Below are 8145 nucleotides of genomic sequence, written 5' to 3'. Positions count from 1 at the left end.
GCATCACCGATTCAATCTATTTCTGTTAACAAAAACAATGTTGCAGTTACGGATAAAAACGGTACAAAACTAATTTCATTTACTAATGTAAATGAGTCAAAATCATTCTTAGCTTGGGTTTACCAAAGCTAAGAAATACCTACTTTAGCGGTTAAATAATACCCGTTTAAGCTTTGTTTTAACTGAACGCCAATGTGTAACAGGCTTGGTTGGCGCCAACGCTATCAAATGCTGCCATTGTTGTTCAGTTAATTGAACCTTTCCTCCATGTGCCAAAAGTACAGATTCTATATTTAATGCTCTAATCTTTAGTAAAGATTGAAGGTATCGTTTAGGATAAAAAACTGGGTAGGGTGGAATAAAAGCTCCGCGCACTTTTACCATTAAGTCGGCAACATAAATTTGATTACTTGCTTTATGGTGTAATGATATATCTCTGTCAGTATGGCCTTGAGTGAAATGTACCTGCCAATCTTCAAATCCAGGTAAAACTGATTGATCACTAAGATAAAAATCAGGCGTTAGCTTGCTTGAGTAATAGAGGTGTTTTTTAGCTTTTTTCTGGCGACCCGCTACCCATAACGTTAATAGAATGTCGGTTAAGTGCATTAGTTTACCGTCAACACCTGAATACCACTGCCCAGGCACATTGGCTGCTGCTACCTTACTGCCATATTTTTTACGTAACAAATTCGCAGCACCAGCATGATCAGGGTGCATGTGTGTGACTACAATTAAGGCAATATCTGACATAGGTCGATTAAGGGTATTGTTTACAAAATCTTCTATAATGGCAATGTCAGCACGGCAGCAACCATCAAGTAATAAAAGTTTATCAGCGTACTCAGCTAGATAAAAATTTTGAATATATCCATTTAAGCAATGCAGTTTAATCATAAAATTAACTTTAACGAGTGAGTAATGATTAAAATACCTTGTTATTGTTAAAACCTCAACAGGTAAGACCAGAGTTAGCTGATATGAGATGTCGTTATTCACGCTGTCAATAAGCCAATTGTTAAGTTTTATATTGTAATAGTTCATCTAGCCACTAAATAGTCCATATCATTCATAGTTTTTAGCCTTAGCAAATCATACAATAATGCTTCTAAACTATTGTTATTGGGATTTTTCTTGGAACTTTGGATTTACTTCACTTTACTTGCTGCTTTCATGCAGGCAATACGAACAGCAGGACAAAAGCAACTTACCCAACACCTTAATGCTATGGCAACAACAGGGGTGAGGTACATTTACGCTCTGCCTTTTGCATGGCTATATTTATGGTGGGTTGCAGATTATCGTGCACTAGAGATACCTTCTTTAAACACACAATTCTTACAATACGCACTAATTGCCTGTGTTATGCAAATTATTGGAACGGTATGTTTAGTTGCAGCATTTAAGTATCGAAATTTTGCGGTGGCAACGAGCTTGGCTAAAACTGAAGCTATTCAGGTTGCTGTTGTTGGTGCTTTACTATTTTCAGCTAGTTTAAGTTATATGGGCTGGTTTTCAGTCATTATTGGTGTGGTTGGTATTTTGTTAGTCTCGAAAGTAAAGTTTACTTTTAAAGATGTACTGCAAAACCCCGGAGCAGGTTTTGGTTTAGCGTCAGGTTTGGGTTTAGCTATTACAACACTGCTTGTGCGAGAATCTAGTTTGGCATTAAATAGCGACTTATTATTGAGTGCTGCTGTTACTTTAACTTTTATGATCACTATGCAATCGCTCATTTCCATCATCTACGTTTATTGCCAAGATAAGCAACAGATTACGAATATGTTTAACCAATGGCGCTTATGTTTATTTGTTGGTTTAACTAGTGTTATTGGCTCGATAGGTTGGTTTACTGCTATGAGTTTTCAACAAGCGGCTTATGTTAAGGCGTTAGGTCAAGTAGAGTTTTTTATTACCCTGTTTATAACATACCGTATTTTCAAAGAAAAAATATCGGCCACTGAATACTTAGGTATGTTGTTAATCGTGATAAGTGTTTTGGTGCTATTGCTGTGGGCATAAGTTTAGGTATAACTTTGGGCATAACTTTAAATATAACTTTGGCCATAGGTTTGAGCATAGATTTGCGTCTAATCTAATGCATAACTGGAGGGATATAAGGCTTGAGTTTTTCGTTCAGGCTCAATTAAATTCATCAAGAGGATAATTCTTAATTCAATTGGTATCACTATTTTGTTAAACTCTCGCGCAAAGACTCATGCACCATTTTCGCCATATAAATTTGGCACATTAACACTAATTACTAGCTTGGAAATAAAATGAAAATTACCGATAAAACCGTTGTTCAGTTTCATTACGTACTTAAAGATGAAGCCGGTGTTGAAATAGAAAACTCTTATGAAGGTAACCCTTTAGCCTACCTTCACGGTTACAAAAATATGTTAGTGGGTGTAGAAAATGCATTAGTAGGCAAAGAAACTGGCGATAAGTTTTCAGTAACTTTACAACCTGAAGAAGCATACGGCGAACGCCAAGAAGATGCCATTCAACGCGTGCCGGTAAAGCATATGCAAGGCTTACCTACGCCAAGTGCTAAATGGAAAGCAGGTATGACAGCTGTGGTAAATACAGATGGCGGTCAACGCCAAGTAACTGTTGTTAAAGCGGGTAAATTTATGGTGACTGTTGATATTAACCCACCACTAGCAGGTAAAGTGTTAACTTTTGATTTAGAAGTTGCAGATGTACGTGAAGCAACGTCTGAAGAAGTTGAACATGGTCATGCACATGGTGCAGGCGGACATCAGCACTAATTAGATAATGAGTGAAAATATAAAATAAACCGGCTTTAAGTCGGTTTTTTTATGCGTAAAGTTAAAATTATACTTGTGTTCTAAAGTCGGCACTATTGGCATTTTAATTTGAAGTGTATAGATAAACGATGATATTGATGTGGAGTATGCTTGCTTAAAGCTGCCGTTGTCGATTCGACCTAAAACTTCAATGATCGCTTTGGTGCAGGTGCCAGAGACTAAAATGTTAGTGGCTACTTAATTCTTTAATATCGCTTCAGCTAGTCAACCACTTTTCGATCACTTTTTTCACTTCAACTTTTGCGTACATTAGCGGCTTTCACAGGCGTAAAGTTTTGTAAATTACCTGAAAGTACACAAATTGATTTGTATAGTGACCTCGATATTCATCATTATTCTTTCAATGAAGGTTAGGTTTACTATGATAAAAGTTATCATCGCGTTAGTGTTATCAGGTTTTACTTTTCTACAAGTGGCTAACGCTGCTGATCAACTTACTGCAATCATTATTGGCTCTGGCTCGCCTATTTATAATGAAAAACGTGCCAGTGCTAGCACCTTAATTTCAGCAGGTAATACACATATTTTAGTTGATATGGGTAATGGTACACAGGCTAATTTGAATAAATTAGGGGTTGACCCTCGGAACTTAACGGCATTAGTTTTTACTCATCATCACCTTGATCATAACGAAGAGTTTGTACCTATGTTTATTCGTTCGCTGTTAGGGCGGGGTAACTTTTCTATTATTGGACCTCCTAATACCGTTAAGTTTACTGAAGCAAATTTAACATTGTATGACGAAGATATTTCATATCGCTTAAACAAAACTCAACGCACGGTTGCTGAAAGGCAAAAATCCTTTGAAGTAAAAGATTTAACCGGTGGAGAGTCATTTAAGATTGGCGATATCATTGTCACCACCTTAAAGGTACCACATAACATTTATACCCTTGCTTATCGCTTTGACTATCATGATCAATCTGTTGTTATTACAGGTGATCTTACTTATTCCGATGAGTTACCAATGCTTGCTAAAAATGCCGACTTTATGATTATTGATTCGGGTGGCATGATTATGAAAGATGGGCGTCGTAAGAGTAACAATAAAAACAAAAAAGGCAGTAAAGCGACTAAAAATGGTAGCAATAACAAAAGCAGGCTGTCGAAAGAGCATGCACACCTTAACTTAGCAGATTCTAGCCGTATGGCTGACAAAGCTAACGTAAAAAATTTAGTTTATACACACTTTAATTCGACTACCGTTGATACTGTTGCTAGTTTGGAAGAAATTAAAAAGAATTACCGCGGTAATGTTATTTTTTCTGAAGACTTAATGGTGCTCACAAAAGCTATTGCTTCGAACTCGAACTTAACTTCAATAACGCACAATGTCACTAGCAGTTATGCCATTGTTGATACAGGACAGAGGCTAGCTTATAGCAACAATGATGTTATTTCATTACCCACTGCTAGCGAAAAGTTTTTCGGACAAGATGCTAGTTTTATTATTAATGCGCCGTCTTATACCGACAATCGTGATGGCACTATTACCGATAACATTACTGGCTTGACTTGGCAAAAAGAGATGGGTGATAAGTTAACTTTTGAAGCGGCAAAAAAACAAGTTCAGGAGATAAGGTTAGCAGGTTATAGCGACTGGCGTTTACCAACAATTAAAGAGCTTTATTCGTTAATTCAATTTTCAGGTAGTGTGAAAGGAGACAAAGCCCTTTATCCGTTTATTGATACCACCTACTTTAACCAACCTATTGGTGATACTCACTCTGGAGAGCGAGAAATTGACGCGCAAACTTGGTCGAGTACTGAATATGTCGGTAAAACCATGAGCAATGACGATACGGTTTTTGGTGTGAATTTTGTTGATGGTCGTATTAAGGGGTATCCAAAATATAACCCGCGTACGAATGACGCTAATAAAATGTATTTTAGGTTAGTAAGAGGCAACACCGACTACGGTAAAAACAATTTTGTAGATAATGGCGATGGAACTGTCTCAGATCACGCAACCGAATTAATGTGGCAACAAGTAGATAGTAATAATGGGTTAAATTGGCAAGCGGCGTTGCAACACGCACAGCAGTCGACATTAGGTGGTTACAATGACTGGCGCTTACCTAATGCGAAAGAGCTACAAAGCATTGTTGACTATACACGATCACCTGAAACATCAAATTCCGCAGCTATTGATCCTATTTTTAAAGTCTCATTAATTGAGAATGAAGGCGGTGAACAGGATTATCCATACTATTGGAGTTCGACTACTCACCTTGATGGACCAGTCCCAGAAGCAGGTGCTGTTTATATTGCTTTTGGCAAAGCCTTAGGTGAAATGCGAGGTAAAACCATGGACGTGCACGGTGCTGGCGCTCAGCGAAGTGATCCTAAAACCGGAGAGCCAATGTCTAGAGGCCCGCAGGGTGACATGATCAGAGTAGAAAACTATGTACGTTTGGTTAGAGGGGGTAATGTTAATATCGCGACCGGTGAACTCACAGAACTAAGAAGTGAGTATGGCGAGATCAGTTTAGTGCAAAAAAATTCACCTGAAATAAATGCCTTTGAGGCGAAAAGTACGAGCAATAAGTTTATTAACCGCTTCGATAAAAATAGCGATGGTAAAGTTGAATTGTCAGAATTTAAGGCTGGCAAACAGCGATTTAGCCATTTTGATAAAAATAACGACGGTTACATCAGCCCTGATGAAGCGCCGAGTGGCCCTCCTAAAAAATCGCGTTAAATATAATGTGAGAGGGCTTATAATTTATTCCACTATCAATGGCCATTTACAGAAGAATAAATCTTTGAATTTTCACAATATGTGGCCGTATTGCCATCATTGACAATACGGTTACAAATTTTAGTATTCAAATAGCCCCACCGTTGTTGAACGGAATAAACTGCCCATTTATCGAATTCATTTTTTATTCTTTTGTCATGCTGCTATAACTATAGGCAAATAATAAAATAACAATAAGGCTCAGTACATGTTCACATTGAAATCATCAATAAAAAGCATAGCGTTAGTCGTTAGTGTCGCGTTGTCTCATTCAGCTTTGGCGGCAACAACCGTTATTCATGCTGGCGAATTATTAGTAACTGCCGGTAAGGCTCCACTTAAAAAACAAACGTTAGTGATTACTGACGGTAAAATCACCGAACTTAAGTCCGGTTTTGTTGACGTTAATAGCTTTGGAGGAGATGCCAAACTTATTGATCTCTCTTCAAGTTTTGTTATGTCAGGACTTATGGATATGCATGTACATTTGCAAGGTGAGTTGGGCCCGAACAACGATAGTGAAATGATTAATTTATCTGATGCCGACACCTTAATGAAAAGTGCCTATTTTGCGAATAAAACCTTAATGGCGGGTTTTACTACTGTGCGTGACTTAGGCAGTAGTGCTGAACAAATATTTGCCTTACGCGATGGCGTGAAGCGTGGTTGGATAAATGGCCCAACGATTATTGCTGCAGGCAGCAGTGTTGCAGTCACTGGCGGACACGGTGATGTAGACGGTATGGCTCCAGATTTAATGGAGCTTCACACCGCAAAAACGATTTGTGATGGGCCTTACGACTGTCGAAGAGCTACACGTCACGCGATCAAGTTTGGTGCCGATGTTATTAAAATCACATCTACTGGTGGTGTTTTATCTGATACCGATACTGGCACAGGCCAACAAATGGCTGATGATGAATTAAAAGAAGTGGTTGAAACGGCACATTCACTAGGGCGAAAAGTGGCGAGTCATGCACATGCTGCTGCCGGCATTAACGCTGCATTACGCGCAGGCGTTGATAGCATTGAACATGGTAGTTACGCCGACAAAGAAAGTATTAAATTGTTTAAAAAAGGTGGTGCCTACTTAGTGCCAACATTAATGGCCGGTGATACGGTGGTTAACATGGCAAAAACTACTGACTTTATGTCTCCGGCTATTCGCGCTAAAGCAATACGTGTTGGCGGTGATATGATTGAAAATTTCAAACGTTCATACAAAGCGGGTGTGAAAATAGCTTATGGCACTGACAGTGGTGTATCAAAACATGGCTACAATGCCCGTGAAGCACAATTAATGTTTGAGGCCGGCATGTCAGCACAAGATATCTTAGTTTCTGCGACAATCAATGGCGCTGACTTAATTGGTCAGTCAAAAACGTTAGGCACATTAGAAGTAGGGAAAGTGGCGGATATTATTGCCATGCATGCTAGCCCACTCAATAATATTGATGAATTGCTAGATGTAGATTTTGTAATGAAAACCGGTAAAGTTGTTAAACAAAAATAGGCAAAGCTAGATTATATTTTGATAAAAACAAACTGTTTTAAAAGCAGTTTGTTTTTACTTTTTATCAGCGTTAAGTTTAATTTATTGTCGATTAAGCGTAACTATATTACTTTTTTTCTTCGTAATAACCCCGTTGTTAACGCCACGCCAATTAATGTTACGCTACCACCTATCAGCATCATTAAGCTAATGGTCTCACCTAAAAATAATGCGCCCCAAAAAATGCCAAAAGCCGGGATCAAATAAGTCACGGATATTGCTTTTGCTGGACCTAGCTGTGCAATAAGTCGAAAGAATAAAATATAAGCAAGGCCTGTACAGATAACGCCAATTAAAATAACAGCCCCAATTGCGTTAGCGCTAGGAAGTGTTTCAGGTATAAAAAATAAACTTAACGGCACCAACATAGTGGTAGCGGCGATTTGGCTGCCAGCAGCTAAAGCTAACGGTTTTATAGCGCTTAAATATTTTTTGGTATAATTGGCTGAAATACCATAACAAAGTGCAGCTAGCATAGCGGCTAATGTTGGCAGTAACGCATTGTTTTCAAGTGCTTGTGTTGTGGGTGTCGCAGAGAAGTGGATGTTGTCAGATACTAATAAGTAAACACCAATAAAGCCAATAATTAAGCCAACCGCTGCGCTTGGGGTTAACTTATCTTTCAACCAAAAATAAGCCACTATTGCCCCGAACATTGGGGCGGTTGCATTCAACACTGAGGCGGTTCCAGCTGTTAGTGTTAATGTGGCAAAACTGAATAAGGCAAATGGGAGTGCGGTATTTAAAGCGCCAACCACAAAGATTTTTAACCAATAGCCTTTTAGTGCTTTGGTTTGTTTGAATAATACTAAACAGACAATCAAGAAAGTAGCCGCTATACCCGTGCGAAGCGTAGCAAATACGATGGGGCCGAATTCTGGAGCACCAACGCGCATAAACATAAACGATGCCCCCCAAATCGCGGCGAGTAACAGTAGTTCGCTATAGGCTTGATAATTTGGGCTAATAGGTGATTTCAACGAAAATCCTTAGTTATTATTGTTATCTTTAGTATAAAT

Annotated in this window: 6 protein-coding genes; 4 read left to right on the top strand and 2 right to left on the bottom strand. The window is 38.6% G+C overall.

Annotation, left to right across the window (positions count from 1 at the left end; all coding sequences use genetic code 11):
* Window positions 1-144 precede the first annotated feature (144 nt).
* Complete coding sequence (locus H4J50_RS17730) at window positions 145-894, bottom strand: MBL fold metallo-hydrolase (protein WP_108457766.1); 750 nt, start codon at window positions 892-894, stop codon at window positions 145-147.
* Between the two features lie 240 nt (window positions 895-1134).
* Between H4J50_RS17730 and H4J50_RS17725 the strand changes: the two genes are divergently transcribed.
* From H4J50_RS17725 to H4J50_RS17705, 4 genes are all read left to right on the top strand, one after another.
* A complete protein-coding gene (locus H4J50_RS17725) occupies window positions 1135-2022 on the top strand; it encodes a DMT family transporter (RefSeq protein ID WP_182257533.1) in 888 nt (295 codons plus the stop codon).
* Between the two features lie 257 nt (window positions 2023-2279).
* Window positions 2280-2774: a peptidylprolyl isomerase gene (locus tag H4J50_RS17720; RefSeq protein WP_108455494.1), complete on the top strand. Its 495-nt coding sequence runs from the start codon at window positions 2280-2282 to the stop codon at window positions 2772-2774.
* A 421-nt stretch (window positions 2775-3195) separates the two neighbouring features.
* A complete protein-coding gene (locus H4J50_RS19450; protein ID WP_220466321.1) occupies window positions 3196-5535 on the top strand; it encodes a DUF1566 domain-containing protein in 2340 nt (779 codons plus the stop codon).
* A 247-nt stretch (window positions 5536-5782) separates the two neighbouring features.
* The gene (locus tag H4J50_RS17705; protein WP_182257532.1) at window positions 5783-7087 is read left to right on the top strand and encodes an amidohydrolase family protein; all 1305 of its coding nucleotides are present in this window, start codon (window positions 5783-5785) and stop codon (window positions 7085-7087) included.
* A 101-nt stretch (window positions 7088-7188) separates the two neighbouring features.
* On the opposite strand, the gene H4J50_RS17700 is transcribed toward H4J50_RS17705, so the two are convergent.
* Window positions 7189-8106 carry a DMT family transporter gene (locus H4J50_RS17700; protein WP_259366292.1) on the bottom strand — a complete coding sequence of 306 codons (918 nt, stop codon included), beginning with the start codon at window positions 8104-8106 and terminating at the stop codon, window positions 7189-7191.
* Window positions 8107-8145 lie beyond the last annotated feature (39 nt).

It is taken from the genome of Colwellia sp. 6M3, assembly GCF_014077595.1.
In the GTDB taxonomy this organism is placed as follows: Bacteria; Pseudomonadota; Gammaproteobacteria; order Enterobacterales; family Alteromonadaceae; genus Cognaticolwellia.
Note: the sequence above shows the minus strand (reverse complement) of the source record. Positions and strands in the feature narration are given on the sequence as shown.

Coding starts and splice junctions, on each gene's coding strand:
- H4J50_RS19450 (WP_220466321.1), top strand. CDS start 3,196: ATGATAAAAGTTATCATCGCGTTAGTGTTATCAGGTTTTACTTTTCTA.
- H4J50_RS17720 (WP_108455494.1), top strand. CDS start 2,280: ATGAAAATTACCGATAAAACCGTTGTTCAGTTTCATTACGTACTTAAA.
- H4J50_RS17705 (WP_182257532.1), top strand. CDS start 5,783: ATGTTCACATTGAAATCATCAATAAAAAGCATAGCGTTAGTCGTTAGT.